This window comes from Leptolyngbya sp. FACHB-711, assembly GCF_014695615.1.
Classification (GTDB): domain Bacteria; phylum Cyanobacteriota; class Cyanobacteriia; order Elainellales; family Elainellaceae; genus Leptolyngbya_A.
Genome location: NZ_JACJOR010000448.1, coordinates 1 through 16,609, shown reverse-complemented (window position 1 = coordinate 16,609; position 16,609 = coordinate 1). Strand labels below are relative to the sequence as shown.

Below are 16,609 nucleotides of genomic sequence, written 5' to 3'. Positions count from 1 at the left end.
AAGGCGGGAACCGAACCATTCTTAGTTCTGCTTTTCAAGAGGGATTGAGGAGGATTGAACCCGATTAAGCTACTCTTCGCAGAGCTTCTAAACCATGCTCTAACCCCTTCCATCAACCCTAAATATTAACCTTAATATCAACCATAAAGCCAAACCCGCAGCAGCGAAATGAGCTGGTCAGGATTCACAGGCTTTGTGATGTAGTCTGATGCTCCCACTTCCAGACATTTTTCTCGATCGCCTTGCATGGCTTTGGCGGTCAGGGCAATAATCGGCAGTGATCGAAAGGCATTTTGCGATCGAATTGCGCGGGTTGCCTCATAACCATCCATTTTGGGCATCATCACATCCATCAGGACCAGATGAATTTCCGGATGCTGATTCAGCACATGCAGACCAGCCTGACCATTTTCCGCGTACAACACTTCCACGTCGTATTCTTCTAGCAAACTGGTAATTGCAAAAATATTGCGCACATCATCATCGATAATCAGCACTTTTTTGCCTGCCAACACTGCATCCCTAGCAGCCAAGCGGTTTGGATTACCTTCAGAAGCACGACTTGCAGCGTTCGTCTGAATTGACGGAGACGGTACTGACATTGACAGTGGCGATGCTAATGATGGCGACGGTAACAATGGTGATGAAATTGGTGATGTTTGTTGAGACGATCGCGTTTGCACCTGATACAGAAAGAGCATTATCTCATCGAATAACCGCTCTAGCGATCGAACGTCTTTAATGATGATCGTTTCGGTGAATCGCTTCAGGTGGGTTTCTTCTTCTAGCGTGAGTTCCTTTCCGGTATAAACCACGATCGGCAGAGTAGGATAAGCCTCTTTGATCTGCTCCAGCAAATCAAATCCATTCATGTCCGGCAGGATGAGATCCAGCACGGCACAGTCAAACTCGCCCGACTGCAGGAAGTCGAGTGCCTGCGCCCCTGATGCGGCGATCGTGGGCTGCAGGCTGTTTTGCCCGAGCAGCTCGCAAATGGTTTGTGCCTGAGTGCGATCGTCTTCAACCACAAGAAGCTGTTTAACCTGCTGTTCCATAAACTGCCGCAAGGCTGAAAAGGTGTCATTCAGTGACTCTGGTGTGACAGGTTTTTGCAAATAGGCAACGGCTCCAAGCTGCAAACTGCGCTCTAGATGATCATCTACTGAAAGCACATAAACGGGAATGCCTCTGGTTTGGGCATTGCTTTTGAGCTGCTCCAGCAATTGCCAGCCCCAGCCATCTGCCAAACGAATATTCAGCATAATTGCCACAGGCTGAATATGCCGCACTAGCTCCAGTCCGGTATCGCTGCGCGTTGAAACCAAGCCCTTAAAGCCCTGCTGGTGCGCGATCTGAAGCAGGCTATGGGCAAAGTTTAAATCGTCTTCAATGATCAGCAACACGTTATCTCCAGACTGAAGATCCGCCCGATCGTCCTCAATGGCATGATCAGCTAGAGAATCGCCGTTCGTATAACCTTTGATACTCCCATTAATATTGCCGTTGTTATTCCCATTGATATCCCCATTAATATTGCCGTTGTTATTGCCGCTGAAATAATCAGAACGATTCACAACATTTGCTGAGCCATTTACAGCGTATTCCGAACGATTTGGAGCGATCGGATCGCTCATGCGATCGATCAACATTTGTTTCGTTATCGAGGATTCCTGGGATGATTCCTGAAATACATCTCTTGATGGCAGCTCTGATGAGTTTTCTGATGATTCTGATGTAGTTTTTGATGATACTTCGATCGCAGCAGAATAAAGCGTGTCGTAGCTGGGCAAATATACCGTGAACGTGCTGCCCTGTCCTTCCTGGCTTTTGACGGTGAGCTGTCCGCCTAGCAGATGCGCGAGTTCCCGACTGATCGAGAGTCCTAGTCCGGTACCGCCATATTTACGGCTGGTGGTTCCATCTGCCTGCTGAAATGCCTCAAAGATTGCCACCTGTTTCTCTGGGGAAATGCCGATTCCCGTATCGGTGACTGAAAACGCAACGACAAGCGATCGTTCGTTCAAGCTGGGATCGGGTGTAACCGGGATCATGCTCAGGGTGACGCTGCCGCTTGCCGTGAACTTAAACGCATTCGACAGCAGGTTTCTGAGAATTTGTTGTAGCCGTTTTGAATCGGTGATGAAGGAGGTCGGCAATTGGGGATCGAGGGCGATCGCGAAATCCAGTCCTTTGGTATGCGCTACCTGATTAAAGATGTTTTCCAGCGAGGTTTTTAGCTCGGTAAACAGAACGATCTGCGGCTCGATCGACAGTTTGCCCGATTCAATTTTGGCGAGATCGAGAATATCATTAATCAGATCCAGCAAATCATTCCCCGCCGCATAGATAGTTTGACTGTATTCGATTTGCTTTTCCGTCAAATTTCGATCGCGGTTCTGGCTCAGCAAATTGGCAAGAATCAACAAGCTGTTGAGTGGGGTTCGCAGTTCATGCGACATATTCGCCAGAAATTCTGACTTATAGCGCGAACTCAGAGCAAGCTGGGTAGCTTTTTCTTCGAGTGCCTGCCGCGCGTGTTCCACCTCCCGATTTTTGCGCTCGACTTCGCGATTGCGTTCCTTAAGCTGATTGGCTTTCTCTTCTAGCTCCAGATTGAGCTGCTGCAACTGCTCGTTGGTTTGCTGCAATTCTTCCTGCTGTTCTCGAAGCTGTGCCTCCGATCGCTGGAGTTCGTTTGCCTGTTCTTCTAGGCGGCAGTTGGTTTCCTGGAGTTCAGCTTGCTGCTGCTGAAGTTCCTCGGTTAACGACTGGGATTGCATCAGTAAGTCTGTGGTGCGAGCCGTTGCGGCGATCGTTGTCAGCACCACACCGAGCAAATCACAGGATTCATTCAGAAACTGGAACGACAATTCGCTAAACGGCTTTAGCGAAGCCAGCTCGATCACTGCCACCACCTGCGTTTCAAACAAAATTGGCAGCACGATCAAATGACGCGGAGCCGCATCGCCCAAGCCCGACCCGATTCGCACATACTCGCTGGGCACATTGCTGAGCAAATACGGTTTTTGATCGATCGCGCATTGCCCGATCAAGCCTTCCCCTAAATGCAAGCGAGGCTTTAACTGAGCTGATTCTGGCGTTGCATATTGGCTGAGTTGCTCCAGCATCGGAGGGTTGGCACTGCGATCAAGCCAATAAAACACGCCCTGCTGAGCCTCTAAGAGCGAACAGATCCGCGTCAGGATCAGGGAAGCAGCGTTGGTTAGATTGCGCTGTCCTTGCAGCATTCGGGTCAGGTCTGCCACGTTGGTCTTGAGCCAGGTTTGCTCTTCGTCGCTCTGTTTTGCCAGTTCAAGCTGCTGACGACGTTCTTCTGCCAGCTTCAGTGTTGCCAGCAAACCCTCCACCTTGGGAACCAGTGGCGGCAGCGTTAGCGCAGCAGAGACCGAAGCCAGCGCAGTAATCAGCTTCACGTCACCCGATAGCCAGTAGATAGGATGCCAGAGCGTGATGACCTCCACAAAGTGCGTTGTGCCACAGGCAATAATAAACGCCCCAAACACCAGAAACATCCAGTGAAAAGGGATTTCCTTCCGCGTTCGATAAACCAGGTAAGCTAGCGTCGAGGAAATTGACACATAGCACACGCCAATGATTGTGTCTGTGCTAACGTGCAGCCAAACCAGCTCCGGCTTCCACAGATAGCAGTGACCGTGCGGAATGAATCCAGTCGCATTCAATAAATTTTGCGCCAGTCCCGGGTAGAGCAGCGTGGCTGAAATGGCAAGGGCAAGCGCGATCGTGGCGTAAAAGGAGTTGTTGCCCTGACGGGTTTGCAGCATTTTGGAGGAGGGGTTGAGGGGTTGAGGGGTTGAGGGGTTGAGGGTGGAGTTAGTTGCTTTGCGGGAGTGGCGAGGAGCAGATGAGGTCAAGGATGGGGGGGATGACGGCTCTGGCGTCGATGGATTTGGGGATGGGTCGCTGGAACCTGGCTTGGAGAGCTTGCTGATGGATTGAGCGATCGATGAGCTGATCAATGAGCTGATCAATCTGTTGATTAGTTGATTGATTAGTTGATTGATTAGTTAGTTGATTGATCGGATAAATCGGGGCCAACGTCGTGACGATCGCATAAGGAACAGCTTGATTTTCCTGAAGCTGACTGGCTGCAAACAAAAGCTCAGAACCAACATTGAATCGGCTCCAGTGCCCAGTCGGAAAACAAAGACCATCTGCCCACTGCAAAACGATTCCAACATCGGTCAACGATTCTGTTGGCGGCTGGAGCGATGCTTGAATAGCGGTTTGTCTGGCAGAATTGTTCAGGGAATCAGTCATGCTGGTCGCACTTGGGCAAGATCAAAGTCTCTAAAATTTAGATTTATAAAGTTGATATAGAGTTGAATGCGATGAGGAGTGTTGAAACTAAACTATTTTTGAAGAATTATTTTTCAATAAGAGCTGTAGCTGAGTCTGAAGGCTGCACAGCGTTTCAAGCCGCAGCGAAAACAGGCACGAACTAGAGCACCGAAAGTGAAGAGCTGAAAGAATGCTGGGATCGCTTCAATGCCCAACTTTTTTCCATGCTAATCACTGATATTGAGACCCGCAATTCTCGCGTAATACTGCTTCAGCAGATCCTGCCCTTCTGCCCCCATTTCATGCAGCAATGCCTCAATTTGTTTTAGGACGATCGGCAACGGCTGATGATGTCCGTTCTCCCAGCGATTGACGCTCAAAAATGAAACGCCTAACTTTGCAGCAAATTGAGTCTGAGTTAGCCCTAAACACTGCCGAGTTTGGCGAATTAAACCTGGAAGAACAACTTGTGCCCCTTCTACGGTAGTACTTTGGAGAAATTGACTTTTCATAGGCAAAATACGGCAAAAATAAACTGATCGATACAGGGTAGATATATCACTTGATGGGTACGCTCAGACTCAGCCTAAAGAGGTATTGCCAATGGTCGATTCACTTCCTATGGCTTCTCATGCAAAAGGGGGTTTGGGTAAGCGTTAGGACTCTCTAAACATCTAGTCAAACCAAACATCTGGTTAAACCAGCCCTTGCTGCTTCAGCTGCTTTATCGCTGACCCTAGTAGAATTCTGGAATTGATCGCTGCGAATCGGTAGCCATGCTGAGCTGCACTACTCCTGTTCAAACTTGTTAAGGCATCGTCACAGCATCTTATGTCACACCATCCTGAGTCGTCTTCAAAGCGGTTTATGCCAGTTCTTCTGGGAGCGTCAATCTTTAGTGGAGGATTAATTAGTCTGGCAGTCGGGCTACAATCCCACGGACGATCGACTGAGCCAGTCACCTCACAACCTGTCCAGACCTTATCTGCTGGGGCGAGTGCCCCTTCTGCGCCTTCCACAAAACCTGAGCCGACCGCAGCTTCTGCCCCTTCACCTGTGGCTCAAGCCACTCCGCAAACCGTAGACATCTTTCAAACTTCAACGCTACCCAGCACGGGCACGGTTCAAGAAATGGTCGCAGGCGACTTAATGTGTTATCTGACAATGCAAGACGATCGCGGCACGACCCGTCGGCTGGGTGCAACCTTTGAAGTGTGTGAGCAAACCAGCTTTTTAAACCAGCGCGTGCGGTTTTTCTATGAACCTGTTTCAGTCAGCGATTGCGAGAGTGCAGAACCCTGTGGCAACAGCCGCCCCGCCCTGTTAATCAGCCGGATGGAGCGCATTGATCCAGATGCCACCTCCGGCACACCTCCCGCCCAATCCGCTGATCGTTACACCCTCACGAACGGCGAATGGACCATTACGGTAGGCAATATTCAGTCCTGGTCAGGCGTGAACAACACGGGCGATCTCACCTACAATGGCTGCAACCGCCAGAACGAATGCCTGCAACTTCAGGGCGGACGCATGAGCTGCCGCGATGGAATCTGCGCGATCGGCTGGCAAAACGGAGATTATTTCTACAGCTTGCAAAGCCCGATCGAAGCTGTAGACAGCACTGCACGGCAAACGAAAGCGACTACCCTGACCGTTCGCCGGGGTGATGCCGTTATCCTACAGACAAATGACCTTCGACCTATTGGCAACTAGTCACAAGCCTGAATTCGATCGCGAGATTCCTGCTTGACCAAACCCTCCATCGCCGCCTTCTGAAGCTGCATGAAAGCACACAAATCTTCATGCTCATACTTGCTTTGCAGCAGCGATCGCAGCTTATTTTCTGCCATCACGCTCAGATAACCCGTTGCCAAAGCCTGATGAACCAGCTCACGAATTAGCATCTTTCCTTCCTCCACAGATTCGGTCAGTGCAGGACAATCTCGCCAGAGCAGCCCTCGCGAAAGGACTTGTCCCGCCGGAAATTCAAACCTGCGTTTGAACTGCCATACACGAACTAGGGGGAGCAATTACCGCACACCCGACAGCTCTGACGATCAGTTTTCAAGAAAGGTTCCGGGCGATCAGGATTTTTTGAAAACGGATTACCCCTCATCCCCACACTGCGTTTCCTTATCCAGCGCATCAATCACCCGATCGTAAATCTCCTGTGCTTCTTCCGGCGAGTTGCCAATACTGGTCACGCCAAGTTTGCCGAATTCCGAGAGGCAGCCGATCAGGTGAAAAACGGTTCCAGTCTCCGTGGTGCTGTTGAAGTGGAGATGGTGCTGGGCGATGATGTCCATCAGGTCACGGGGCAGCAGTCCGTGGTATTGCTTGCTATAGAGGTTGTCGGTGGCGATGTAGTATTTGGGTTTGCCCTGCTGACTGAAAAAGAGTCCGGTTTTTTCGTCGTAAACGCCGTAGGTCAGCAGCTTGAGCGTCATAAAGGGGTGAGTCGTGCCGCCTTTGCGCAGGTTAATTTCGATCGCCTGCAAGTCCCAGGGCTGCTGAACATTTTCGGGCTGATGCACGGCGATAAAGTCGAGGCCGTATCGCTCCAGTGCGCCTTTGCGGGCGAGAACCTCACCGACGCGCATGCCGTATTCCTGAAGCTGTAGGCGATAGGCATCATCCGCGGGAAAACTACAGCCGAGAAACACTTGCCCATCGGGTCCGCCCAGAATTTGATCGTGAGTGGAAAGAATTTCGACTTCGGCGTGGGGGGTGATTCGTCCCTGGACGCTGGGCGATCGCTTTTCGTTGCCTTCCACAAACGCTTCGACGATCGCTCCCAGTTCGGGAATTTGGCGGCTGTAGTTTTCCCAGTCGGTTTCGCACTGAAAGCTGAGTTTGGGCAACCGATCGGCGATCGCCTGAGTGCGCTCACGGGTTGAAGCCGAGCCAGGAGCCATGTTTTCTAAGGGACGCAAATCGAGTAGCGCGTTTCCCCCGCCGGAAAAGCCTTCGTTCAGCTTGACCACAATTCGCTTCAGGTGGGACTGGCGTTCCCAAAGGTCGGCGGCGGCGGCAGCTAAGTCTTCGCTACTCCAGACCAGATCGCTGCCGTCTGGGAAAGGAATTTCTGCCTCTTTGAAAATTTCGCGGCTACCGCTTTTCGTGCCCCAGTAAAGCAAATCGGGATCGACTGCCAGCAACGGCACACCCAGCTTGACCGACAACTCACGCTCCAGATTTGTGGAGTTAAAGCACGTCATATAGGCCCGATCGCGCCGAATCGCGCCCTGAAGTCGAGCCAGCAGGCGGGGACGCTCCAGAATTTTTTGGGTTAGGGGTTTAGGGGAAGCATCGTAGGTGCAGAGCAGCACCAGCCGTTCGCGGGCGTGGGAAAAGGGAATGCCGGGGAGAAGCTGCAAATAGTATTCGATGACGCTGGGGTGAATCGGCTGAGAGGTGACGTAGATCAGTCGGGTACGGGGATGGCGCAGCCGAATCAGAGAAAACAGCAGCCGCTCTTCGTAGTGATACACGCCTTTGATCTTGTGCAGCTCTTGCTGATCTAGACTGAGCGACGGAATCACCAAGATGTCGCAGTCGCCTTCTTCGGAATGCTCGATCGCCTGCCATCGATCGCGAAGCTGCAACTGAAGCTGACGAAAGAATTGCGCTTGAGCATGGTCAGGCAAAAGGGGCATACCGGGCATGGCTTCAGACTCGCAGATAGATAAATGAGGATTGATCAGGGCTAGATAAAGAGATTTTACCGATTTCTACGAGTTTGTAATCCCCAGCAAGATAGGAGTTGAAGGATGAGCTAACGCAGCGTAGCACATCAATCCGGCAGATCAAGGGGATGCATTCCGGCGATGCCTAACCCATCCTCCGCAGGCTCGTCAGCAAATCCTCAAGCTCAAGCCCTATCCCAATCGATCGATCAGATGCTCCCCGACGCGCAGCGCATTTGCCATCACGGTTAACGCCGGACTGACGCTGGTGTTGGACGGGAAAAAGCTGCTGTCTACGACATAGAGATTATCGACCTCATGGGCGCGGCAGTTGAGATCCAGCACCGAAGTCTCTGGATCAGTGCCAAAGCGACAAGTTCCACACTGATGGGCAACGACCGACATCGGCATATCGCTGCGGGGATGAGTTGCGCCACGATTAAACATAGAAGGCTGGGCAGATTCCACGCTCTTGAGCACATCAAACCATTTGTACACCAGGCGATCGTGTGCTTCCACGTTATTCGGCTCGTATTCTACCCGCATTCGATCGTTAAGGTAGTAAATGCGATTGTTGGAATTCGGCAAATCCTCTGTTTGCATCCACCAGCCGATCGAGTGCGTGGCGAGCTGCCGCAAGCCAAAGTTGGGGAAGAAACGGGACAGTCCCGATAAAATCGGTGGAGCTTCGGAGAACAGCACGTCCTGGAAGATGCCGCCGGAGTTTTGAATGTGCCCCATCGGATAGTGAAAGTTATCGTCACCCCCGTAAAAATCGTTGATGCCGATCGTGCGGGGAAACATTCCTGAGTTTGCGGTTGAAGTCACCTGCACCACCACCGACAAAAGCTGCTTCATCAGATTGCGCCCCACCTGATCTGAGCCGTTGGCAATGCCTTTGGGATGCTTTTCGTTTGCCGATCGCAGCAGCAGTGCCGCTGAATTAATCGCGCCGCAGGCAAGCACCACAAGATGACCCATAAACAGAAACGTTTGATCGCCAATCTTCGCCTGAACTGCCTTAATTTCCGTCCCAGACGGATTGGTATGAAGCCAGAGGACGTTCGCCGAGGTTTTTAGCGTCACATTGTCCGATTTGAGGGCGGGCGTAACACCTGTATCTTCTGAGTCCGTTCTGCCCTGATCGCCTAATCCGATCGGCAAATGCGCCGGATGCAATCCCTGCTTGGAAAGCGTATCGAATAGGGGCTGAAGGAACGGCTCATGGGCCACTTCTGCACAGGGATAGGCTTCGCTGTGGTGCGGTTCGGTGGGGTCTTCGCCCGATCGCCCGTGAACCTGATACAGCTTTTCGGCTTCGGTGTAGTAAGGCTCAAAATCCGCGTATTTCAGTGCCCACTCTGGCGAAAGCCCGTCTTGATGGGGAACGGCTTCAAAGTCGCGTTCGCGCATTCGCATCAGCACGCCGTACCAAAGCTTGGTATTGCCACCCACTCCGTATTTCGTCTGCGGATAAAACGGCTCTCCGGCTTTGTCAAACCAGGGTTCCGGGGCGTGATATTGCTCTTTCTTAAACACCTCTGTACCGGTTAGCTCCGAGCTTTCCCGATAAATCAGTTCACCCCGCTCCAGGATGAGAATCTTCTTTCCCGTGGGAGCTAGCTTTCGCGCCAGTGTTCCGCCACCCGCACCTGTGCCAATAATAATTACGTCATAAACCTGATCGTCAATAATCATGATTTCTCCCTACTGCCACACATAAATCAGGATGTACAACACAATCCAAATCACATCGACAAAGTGCCAAAACAGCGACGTTGCTTCTACACCAAAATAACCATTGTCGTAATTGCCAGGGACAAACGATCGCCGCAGCATTGTGGTTTGTAGAATGATGCCTGTGAGAACGTGTAAGCCGTGAAACCCGGTGAGCATGTAGAACATACCGCCAAAGATGCCCGACTGAACAGTAAAGGGCAACCCGCTCCATTCCACTGCCTGACCATAGAGAAAATAGCCGCCCATCAGCATCGTGATCAGCATAAAGATGCGAAAGCCCCACAGCTTTTTATCGTGTAAATATCGTTCTGCGACATAAATGACGAAACTGCTGGAGACTAGGACGATCGTGTTAATTAGCGGCTCTCTGGTTTCGATTCCCGTCACGCCAGGGGGATACCAATCCCCGACAGGAGTGGTTTTGAAAATCGCGTAGCCGACAAAAAAGCTGATGAAAATTACGCTTTCCGACAGCAGAAACACAATGAAGCCGAATTTACTATTGCCTGCTTCGTCATGCTCCTGCTCATGCCGGACTTCTGATTCGATATCCTGTGCAATGGCTCGTTCTGCTGTCATTGTTTGCTCTCCGTGTTCGACCTGCTCGACCCGCTCAACCGATTTGACCTATTGCTTATACCTACAGCTATACCTACTGCGCTGGCTCTGGAGATTCGATCGTCCCTAACAAAGACTGATTTGCCACGAGCGGCTGATTTCTGCCGTAGCCGTAAGGACCAGACACCACCACCGGAATTTCCTCAAAGTTCTCGACGGGGGGCGGCGAGGTCGTTAGCCACTCTAAACCGTATGCCCGCCAGGGATTATTTCCCGCCTTTTCGCCCCGAATCCAGGCACTCACAATGTTAAGCAGGAAGGGCAACACTGACATTCCCAAAATAAATCCGCCAATGCTTGCTACCACATTCCAGAAGGCAAACTCTGGATCATAGGACGCAACGCGGCGCGGCATTCCCTGGAGTCCGAGCGGGTGCATCGGCAAAAAGATAAGCTGAGTTCCAATGTAGGTGAGGGCAAAGTGCAGCTTTCCAAGCCCTTCGTAATACATTCGTCCGGTCATTTTGGGGAACCAGTGATAGATACCTGCGTAGATACCCATGACGATCGTTCCGTACAACACATAGTGAAAGTGACCGACAACAAAATAGGTATTGTGAACGTGGAGATCGATCGGAACTGATCCGAGGAAGATTCCAGTGATGCCTGCGAAGACCCAGTTGCTAATGCCACCCAGCGCAAACAGCATTGGTGTCGTGAATCGGATCTTGCCGCCCCAGATCGTTGCCACCCAGCCAAACACCTTGATTCCAGACGGCACTGCAACCAGCATCGTGGTCACCATGAAAAACATCCGCATCCAGGGGGGCGTTGCGCTGGCAAACATATGATGGACCCAGACGCAGCCGCTAATCAGGGTAATGACGATCGACGAAGCCGCAATCACCCGATAACCAAACAGCGGTTTCCTGGCATGAACCGGCAGAATTTCTGAAAACATCCCAAAGGCGGGAAGCACCATCACATACACTGCCGGATGGGAATAAAACCAGAAGAAGTGCTGATAGACGATCGGATTTCCCCCGCGCTCTGGCGTAAAGAAACTCGTGCCGATCGTTAGATCCAGCAGCAGCATCACCGCACCCCCGGTCAAAGCAGGCAGTCCATAAAGCTGAATCAACTGTGCCGCCAGCACTGCCCAGCAAAACGCAGGCATTCTAAACCAGGTCATGCCAGGGGCACGCATTTTGAAAATCGTCGTAACGAAATTCACCGCGCCCATAATCGAGGACACGCCGTTAATCGCCACCGCCAGAATCCAGATCACCTGTCCGTTGATCAAATTCCCGGTCGGATTCTGCAAGCTCACCGGCGGATAAGACCACCAGCCCGACTGAGCCGGACCTCCGGGAATCAGAAAGCTTGCCAGCATCAAAAATCCGGCGATTGGCACCATCCAAAAGGAAACGGCGTTCAGTCGGGGGAATGCCATGTCTCGCGCCCCAATCATCAACGGCACCAGATAATTTCCCAGCCCCACCAGGACCGGAAACGTCCAGAAAAAGATCATTAGCGAACCGTGCATCGTAAATAGCGCGTTATATACGGTGCGATCAACCAGATCGGCTTCTGGCGTGATCAGCTCACTTCGCATAATCATCGCAAACGCGCCGCCCACCAAAAAGAAAAAGAAGGACGTGACGATGTACTGAATGCCAATGACTTTGTGATCGGTGCTAAAGGTAAAAAATCGCTTCCAGTTATCCGGTGCGCCAGGGTAGGGCTGTCCACGGGTCAGCTCAGTGGGGTCAATGGAGATGTTGGTCATGGGTTCTGTGGATAACAGGGGGTGGGAAGAAGTTGGGGAGGGTTTCGCTCGCGTTTCTGTGGATCAGTCGCTTCGGATTGCGATCGCGGGTTAGTTGCGGGTAGAGGGATCAGGGACTTGGCGAGAGGCCGATTGAGTCGTCTGTCCGATCGCAGCATTGCCTCCGGTGGCAGGGCTGTCTGGGGAGTGTTTGGGGGAGAAGTTGACAACGGGGGGTGGGGCAGGGGGAATCGTTTCCCAGCCGCGAATGGCAACTTTATCTTTCGTGTTGCCTGCGCCCGGCTCGTTAGATTGGCTGTACTCGTAGACCGCCTGGTTAAAGGCTGAGCTGGGGGTTTGGGCAGCTGCATCGGCAAGCCATCGCTCGTATTCATCCAGAGGCTGGACGACAACATCTGCCTGGTTTGAGGCAAAGTAAGTGCCGCTGTGCATCGAGTCTCGCAGGCGATAGGTTCCGGTTTTGATGGGAGTCAATTCGTACTCAATTTCTTGATTGGGAACCACGTATTGCCCCACCCGAAACGCCGGAATATAAAAGCCGTGCAGCACATCTTCAGAGCGCAGCGTAAATTTTGCCCGTCGATCGACCGGAAGGTGAAGCTCGGTGCTGGTGACCTTCTCTTTCGGGTAATAGAAAGTCCAAGACCACTGCCGCGCCGTCACTTCAATATTTTCAATGGGTTCGGTTTCAACGGCTTCCTGAATTTGCTGCTGTGGGGTGCTATCGAAGGGTTCCGCGTAGGCAGGCTCGACAACTTGTGGCACATGCAAATGCACCAGCTCCATTGGACCACCGATCGCCATCTTCTCGTAGGTGCGATAGCTAATGGCTGCGAGCATGAGCACGATCAGCAGGGGCGTTGCCGTCCAGGTAATCTCCAGAATGTTATTACCCTCAATGTGCGGACCATCTTCCATGTCATACTTACCCGCCCGGTGGAAAATCAGCGAGTAAAGGAACGGTCCCATTGTGCCGAAATAAACGGCGGTTCCCAGTCCGGTAAACAGGCTGAACAAATCGTCTGTCAGTTTCGACTCTGCCGAAGCTTCGGGCGGCAACCAGGAATAGGACTGCTTTGCCATCCAGAAGCTAAACAGGATAACTAGAATGGAGTAAATCGTGATGGTAATCACTGCGCGGAGTTTCATATCTTCCTACCCGTGGGCAATCGATCGCAAAAGAAAACCGAAACCGACTTAGACAATTTAAAGAGCCAGTTAGAAAAGCAATTAGAAAACCAATCAGAGAACCGGTTAGAAAACCAACTAGAGACCCAGTAGCTCAGAGGGTTCAATGTTGTTGGGATCGATTCCCAGGTGCAGCATTTGATCTGCCGTAACGTGAATCCCAAATTCACCGCCCAAGTGCGCGCCCAGCGTTCCCTGAATAAACATCAAGCCAAAGACCAGTAGCCCCACTAGCAAATAGCTCCACTGCACCTGTCGAGCCATATCTTTGCGCCAGCGGAAACGTTGAAAGCCCCGCCAAACAGTCATGCCAACAATCAATGATAGGATTGTGACCCCACCAAACCCGTGGGCGATCATGGTTTCGAGCGCCTGAAAGCCCCAGGTGCTTTTCACGTCGGCGAGCGGCACTGCCAGGGAAATTTCAAAAAAGCCTGCAGCCACAGTAAAGAAGGTGATAATTGCAGCAGCGATCATGTTGTACCAGCCGACATCAAACAAGCCCGATCGCGTTGCCGGAATTGCGAGCCACTTAAACACAGGCTTTTCCACCGGAAATAGCGCAGCGACAATATCAAAAGCGATCGCTACTATAAACAGCCCCAGCGTCAGGTGAACAAACAGGGGATGAAGTGGAACGGGGTAGGGCAAACCGTTGATGCCAATCCGATCGCCCCACTGTTGAAGCAGTTCGGGATTCATGTTAGCCCTCCTCGAATCGCATCCACAACAGGAACCGAGTGCAAGCCATACACCCAGGCGAGCAGCGTTCCCAGGTAAGCCTGAACCGTGACCAGGGCAAACAGCACGACACTTGCTCCCATATAAGCAACAGGCAATTTGGGTTTATTTTGCAGCCGCAGCACATAACGCCATCCAGTAATTCCTGATAAAATCGCCGGAAGCGTCCATCCCAAAACAGTATGCGCATTGAGCGTTGAAGCAGATGCAGCATAGGGTTCTGCCAAACCTGCCTCGATCGAACCAAAAATAACGGCAATAAAAATAGAGACGGTTGCAAAGGCTAAATTCCACCAACTCACTTCATACAAGCGAGAGTTTTTGTTGAAATAAGCGATGAAATCGCAAAGAACAGCAAAGTACACCATCGCGATCACAAAATGAATGACGATCGGATGGATGGGATCAGGATAAGGGAGGTTATGCTCGTTGAGCGGTGGAAGGTAGTTAAACACGGGATCTCACAATTGCCTGATGCAGCAGAGGTCAGAACGGGGTTTAGTTTTGAATAACCAATAAGAGCCTAGTGTTTTAGTCCCTTAAGCCCCTGCTTGGAGGGTATCCATATCCTTACGATCGCTTAATCCATCTAAAGAGAGAGAAAAAAGGCAGCGCAAGGGGTTTACCCGGAGTTTACATTGCCGATTTAACGGTAAAAATTCGGTAGATTAGGGATAGTGTGAGTCGCGAGGAGATTAAACGATGTCTGGTGCTACGTCTGGTGCTGTGTTTTTGGCGGGGGCAAGTCGAGGAGTCGGGCGGGAAGTTGCCCAACGATTAGCGAAGCAATCCCAACCTGTCGTCGCCCTGTTGCGATCATCTGCCGCTCAGGTTCAGCTTGAAGCTTTGGGGATCAAGACGGTCATGGGAGATGCCCTCAATCCGGCAGAGATAGAAGCCGCGATGCTGAATCAGCCCATCAGTGCCGTGATTAGCACGATCGGCGGTCAACCCCCGGAAGGACAGCGATCGGACTATTTAGGCAACAAAAACTTGATTGATGCTGCCATCAAAGCTAACGTTCAAAAATTTATTCTGATTACGTCGATCGGCGCAGGTAAAAGCAAAGTAGCTCTGCCGCCTCATGTGCTGGAGGCACTCGGACCTGTGCTTGCCGAAAAAGACCAGGCAGAACAGCACCTGCTCAAAAGCGGTTTAACCTACACAATTATTCGACCGGGCGGACTGCTCTCCGAGCCACCTTCAGGGTCGGGCATTTTAACCCCGGATCACACGATCGCTGGGTCAATCACCCGCGGAGACGTGGCAGAGCTGGTTTGTCGGTGCCTTTCGTCCGATCGCGTCACTAATGCAATTTTGTCGGCAGTCGATCGGCAGCGGCTCTCGGTACAGCGCGAGATTGATGTGATTTATCCTGATTGAATCCTTGTAAGCACAAGGTAGGCACATAAGCATAAGGTAAGCGCAAGAGATTGAAGTGAGCACAAATTGCTTGTACAAACTCCTTGGTCAGTCCAAACTCCTGGTGCTCACAAATGGTGCTTACAAAACGCTAAACGGCTCCGGCTCTCCTTCGTCTCGCTGTAAAAGAGAAAACCCGGTAGAAGCGAAAAGGGGCTGGGAGATGAGGAGGGTCAACCCAACAGCGCGATCTTCTGATTTACTCTTGGTCTGCCAAACCGCTCCCAGGCACTTCCACCCCGCAGGAACAGCTCCATCCAGCGCAGCGTTCTACCCTCTACTGTTTTCCAGCCAGAGCTACCTGGTGCAAACGCAAGCGTACCTTCGGGAACGCGGAAACTGCCGTCTGAATAGATTGCATCGCTCACCACATCGCCAAGTCGAATCGCAATTTTGGTCTCGGTGGGTAGCGAAATTGTGTCTGCGGGGATCGTGGTTTTAATGTTGCCGTAGCCGTCAATCCAGGCAATGCGATCGAACGGCACATCGGGAATTTGATCGGGTTTCAGCACATCGCCTAACACGCTCAAATCATCCTGAGCAATTGCCGCAGCCGCAGGCGGAAACACATCCCGCGATCGAAACTGAGAACCGCCCCGCGACACATCTACCGTATGTAATCCCTTTGCCTGCGACTTGATAAACGACAGTGTATACCCCGCATTCACGCCGACCACTTTCACCCCGTTGGGCAGCAACGCATAGGTTAAGCCTTCGCCTTCGTTGTCGCGTCGGGCTTCGGGATCATCCTGCCGGGGAGCGCAGTTGTGATAAATCAGGCGATTCGCTGAGCCAGGATTGAGTCCAAGCTGAGCAATCCAAAATCCGGTCGCCAGGGTGCTAAAGGGCGGCACGGAAAGATCGTGTATTTGCGCTTGAGGCAGTGCCATCAGCAACCGCTGCTTAACTTCTGCAAAGGCAGGATCTCCGGTTCCGTAGTCCGCAATGAGGGTAATAAACATAGGGATGCCTAATCTTTAACGAACCATTGCCATTTTGATTGCAGCCGTTGCGCCGTCAGTAATGTATTGCACCGCTAAAGCAGCAAGCAAAATTCCTAGGACGCGGGTTACGACATTAACCCCGGTTTGCCCTAGCATTTTAGCAAGCTGCTTTGATAGACAAAAGAGCGTGTAGGCAATGAAAAGAAAAAAGGAGGAGATAG

The 16,609-nt window shown here is 51.7% G+C and carries 15 protein-coding genes; 2 read left to right on the top strand and 13 right to left on the bottom strand.

Annotated elements, in window-relative coordinates; all coding sequences use genetic code 11:
- Nucleotides 1-137: 137 nt before the first annotated feature.
- From H6F80_RS29230 to H6F80_RS20165, 3 genes are all read right to left on the bottom strand, one after another.
- Nucleotides 138-3,893, bottom strand: a complete 3,756-nt coding sequence (locus H6F80_RS29230) for a response regulator (RefSeq protein ID WP_199296704.1) — start codon at nucleotides 3,891-3,893, stop codon at nucleotides 138-140.
- Nucleotides 3,853-4,299, bottom strand: coding sequence for a hypothetical protein (locus H6F80_RS20170; RefSeq protein WP_190793315.1), 447 nt, complete (start codon nucleotides 4,297-4,299; stop codon nucleotides 3,853-3,855). The genes H6F80_RS29230 and H6F80_RS20170 overlap by 41 nt, the downstream gene beginning before the upstream one ends.
- 248 nt (nucleotides 4,300-4,547) lie before the next feature.
- Nucleotides 4,548-4,832, bottom strand: coding sequence for a helix-turn-helix domain-containing protein (locus H6F80_RS20165; RefSeq protein ID WP_190793314.1), 285 nt, complete (start codon nucleotides 4,830-4,832; stop codon nucleotides 4,548-4,550).
- A gap of 355 nt (nucleotides 4,833-5,187) precedes the next feature.
- On the opposite strand from H6F80_RS20165, the gene H6F80_RS20160 reads away from it, so the two are divergent.
- Entirely contained in the window at nucleotides 5,188-6,033 is an 846-nt protein-coding gene (locus tag H6F80_RS20160) for a hypothetical protein (protein ID WP_206755097.1), read from the top strand.
- On the opposite strand, the gene H6F80_RS20155 is transcribed toward H6F80_RS20160, so the two are convergent.
- From H6F80_RS20155 to H6F80_RS20120, 8 genes are all read right to left on the bottom strand, one after another.
- Complete coding sequence (locus H6F80_RS20155) at nucleotides 6,030-6,224, bottom strand: hypothetical protein (RefSeq protein WP_190793312.1); 195 nt, start codon at nucleotides 6,222-6,224, stop codon at nucleotides 6,030-6,032. The genes H6F80_RS20160 and H6F80_RS20155 overlap by 4 nt on opposite strands.
- 201 nt (nucleotides 6,225-6,425) lie before the next feature.
- Nucleotides 6,426-7,985 (bottom strand): peptide ligase PGM1-related protein, encoded by a 1,560-nt coding sequence (locus H6F80_RS20150; RefSeq protein ID WP_518523621.1) that lies wholly within the window; start codon nucleotides 7,983-7,985, stop codon nucleotides 6,426-6,428.
- 213 nt (nucleotides 7,986-8,198) lie between these two features.
- Nucleotides 8,199-9,704, bottom strand: coding sequence for a GMC oxidoreductase (locus tag H6F80_RS20145; protein ID WP_190793311.1), 1,506 nt, complete (start codon nucleotides 9,702-9,704; stop codon nucleotides 8,199-8,201).
- Between the two features lie 9 nt (nucleotides 9,705-9,713).
- Nucleotides 9,714-10,325 carry a cytochrome c oxidase subunit 3 gene (locus H6F80_RS20140; protein WP_190793310.1) on the bottom strand — a complete coding sequence of 204 codons (612 nt, stop codon included), beginning with the start codon at nucleotides 10,323-10,325 and terminating at the stop codon, nucleotides 9,714-9,716.
- 73 nt (nucleotides 10,326-10,398) lie between these two features.
- Nucleotides 10,399-12,093: a cytochrome c oxidase subunit I gene (ctaD, locus tag H6F80_RS20135; protein ID WP_190793309.1), complete on the bottom strand. Its 1,695-nt coding sequence runs from the start codon at nucleotides 12,091-12,093 to the stop codon at nucleotides 10,399-10,401.
- Between the two features lie 90 nt (nucleotides 12,094-12,183).
- Complete coding sequence (locus tag H6F80_RS20130) at nucleotides 12,184-13,242, bottom strand: cytochrome c oxidase subunit II (RefSeq protein WP_190793308.1); 1,059 nt, start codon at nucleotides 13,240-13,242, stop codon at nucleotides 12,184-12,186.
- A 117-nt stretch (nucleotides 13,243-13,359) separates the two neighbouring features.
- Complete coding sequence (locus H6F80_RS20125) at nucleotides 13,360-13,983, bottom strand: DUF2231 domain-containing protein (protein WP_190793307.1); 624 nt, start codon at nucleotides 13,981-13,983, stop codon at nucleotides 13,360-13,362.
- Entirely contained in the window at nucleotides 13,980-14,477 is a 498-nt protein-coding gene (locus tag H6F80_RS20120) for a DUF2231 domain-containing protein (RefSeq protein WP_190793306.1), read from the bottom strand. Before H6F80_RS20120 ends, H6F80_RS20125 begins: the two co-directional genes overlap by 4 nt.
- Nucleotides 14,478-14,724: 247 nt before the next feature.
- Here H6F80_RS20120 and H6F80_RS20115 point away from each other — a divergent pair, with 247 nt between their 5' ends.
- On the top strand, nucleotides 14,725-15,405 hold the full coding sequence (locus tag H6F80_RS20115) for an SDR family oxidoreductase (protein ID WP_190793305.1): 681 nt from the start codon (nucleotides 14,725-14,727) through the stop codon (nucleotides 15,403-15,405).
- 212 nt (nucleotides 15,406-15,617) lie between these two features.
- Here the strand turns inward: H6F80_RS20115 and H6F80_RS20110 are convergent, their stop codons facing one another.
- Together H6F80_RS20110 and H6F80_RS20105 are read right to left on the bottom strand one after the other, a co-directional pair.
- A complete protein-coding gene (locus H6F80_RS20110) occupies nucleotides 15,618-16,406 on the bottom strand; it encodes an SAM hydrolase/SAM-dependent halogenase family protein (protein WP_190793304.1) in 789 nt (262 codons plus the stop codon).
- A gap of 15 nt (nucleotides 16,407-16,421) precedes the next feature.
- The coding region (locus tag H6F80_RS20105) for a MarC family protein (protein ID WP_277879230.1) at nucleotides 16,422-16,609 on the bottom strand (188 nt) is incomplete at its 5' end.

Coding starts and splice junctions, on each gene's coding strand:
- H6F80_RS20155 (WP_190793312.1), bottom strand. CDS start 6,224: ATGCTAATTCGTGAGCTGGTTCATCAGGCTTTGGCAACGGGTTATCTG.
- H6F80_RS20150 (WP_518523621.1), bottom strand. CDS start 7,985: ATGCCCGGTATGCCCCTTTTGCCTGACCATGCTCAAGCGCAATTCTTT.
- H6F80_RS20160 (WP_206755097.1), top strand. CDS start 5,188: ATGCCAGTTCTTCTGGGAGCGTCAATCTTTAGTGGAGGATTAATTAGT.
- ctaD (WP_190793309.1), bottom strand. CDS start 12,093: ATGACCAACATCTCCATTGACCCCACTGAGCTGACCCGTGGACAGCCC.
- H6F80_RS20165 (WP_190793314.1), bottom strand. CDS start 4,832: ATGAAAAGTCAATTTCTCCAAAGTACTACCGTAGAAGGGGCACAAGTT.
- H6F80_RS20170 (WP_190793315.1), bottom strand. CDS start 4,299: ATGACTGATTCCCTGAACAATTCTGCCAGACAAACCGCTATTCAAGCA.
- H6F80_RS20130 (WP_190793308.1), bottom strand. CDS start 13,242: ATGAAACTCCGCGCAGTGATTACCATCACGATTTACTCCATTCTAGTT.
- H6F80_RS20115 (WP_190793305.1), top strand. CDS start 14,725: ATGTCTGGTGCTACGTCTGGTGCTGTGTTTTTGGCGGGGGCAAGTCGA.
- H6F80_RS20145 (WP_190793311.1), bottom strand. CDS start 9,704: ATGATTATTGACGATCAGGTTTATGACGTAATTATTATTGGCACAGGT.
- H6F80_RS20125 (WP_190793307.1), bottom strand. CDS start 13,983: ATGAATCCCGAACTGCTTCAACAGTGGGGCGATCGGATTGGCATCAAC.
- H6F80_RS20110 (WP_190793304.1), bottom strand. CDS start 16,406: ATGTTTATTACCCTCATTGCGGACTACGGAACCGGAGATCCTGCCTTT.
- H6F80_RS20140 (WP_190793310.1), bottom strand. CDS start 10,325: ATGACAGCAGAACGAGCCATTGCACAGGATATCGAATCAGAAGTCCGG.